We start from the raw sequence: 1,187 nt of genomic DNA, 5'->3' as shown, positions 1-1,187 counted from the left end.
GCATGATGTAGCGTTCAACGACCTTCATGAAGGCTATTCTCAATTTTCTCGAACGGCATCATGCCACCGGATAAGGGTAGCCGTCCGGCGACGCCCGCACAACTGGCTGCGTCGGGCTCTGTCAGGCAGACGATCCGGTTCCCGTCCCACATCGCGCGCCACGTTGGGCCGGAGTGTCGGCGGGATTGGATAAGAAAGGGCGAACATCGATGGTTAACAACAGGTTGCGGCCAAAAAGCGGAGCCGTGCCGCGACGAATCGCCGTAGATTCATGTGCCATATGGGGAGCCCGTTTGGCAAAGTCTTGCCAAATGCCGGAAAACGACCAAATGTCGCGGATCGCTTCCAACCGCTTCGCGCGAGCCGCGCATTCCCCGAAAGCAGGACATGATGAACCAGAGACCCTCGATCGCCTTCGCAAAATTCTCCGCGCCGCAGACCGCCGCGAACAGGAAGCGGACGGTCTTCGTGCTAGCGGCGGATGATGGCGGCCTGAGCGATACCGCCGCGGCGTATGATCCCGGCAAGCCGCTGGAACGGGCCTTCCCTGTGGCCGAATTCACGGCCAAGTTCGCCAGCGTGGTGGAAGTGCTGACGCCACAGGCAAGCTCGCTCGACAGGCTGGTCGCGATCGGCGTCGGCAAGGTATCCGGGCTCGACGAATACGCCTGGACGAAGCTTGGAGGCACCATCGCGGGGTCGCTGCGCAAGGCGACGGACGTAGCGGTGGTGCTCGACGTGGTCGGCGCCTCGTCAAGCGGTGCGCAGGCGGCCAGCCTTGCCGCGGGTATTCTTCTGCGCAGCTATTCCTTCGATAAGTACAAGACCAGGAAAGACAAGGACGATGGCCAAGGCGACAAGGCCGAGCCGAAAAAGCCGGCCAAGATAACCATCCACACCGCCGATCCGGCGGGTGCGAAGAAGGCCTTCGCCGAGACCGAGGCGGTGATCGACGGCGTGCTTTTGGCACGTGACCTCGTCAACGAGCCGGCGAACGTCCTGGGACCGGTCGAGTTTGCCGCCCGCGCCAAGGAACTGGAGGCCCTCGGCGTCAAGGTCGAGATCCTGGCCGAGAAGGAAATGAAGAAACTCGGCATGGGGTCGCTGCTCGGTGTTGCGCAAGGCTCGCCGCGCGGCGCCCGCATGGCCGTCATGCAGTGGAACGGCGGCAAGGCCAAGGACAGCCC

General features: G+C 63.1%; 1 protein-coding gene. It reads left to right on the top strand.

The genetic code is table 11. The annotated features are described in order from the left end of the window. Positions 1-390: 390 nt before the first annotated feature. On the top strand, positions 391-1,187 hold a 797-nt coding region (locus FJ980_RS32900; protein WP_281406362.1), incomplete at its 3' end, for a M17 family peptidase N-terminal domain-containing protein.

This window comes from Mesorhizobium sp. B1-1-5 (assembly GCF_006443065.1).
GTDB lineage: Bacteria > Pseudomonadota > Alphaproteobacteria > Rhizobiales > Rhizobiaceae > Mesorhizobium.
This window is presented reverse-complemented; position numbering and strand designations above follow the sequence as displayed.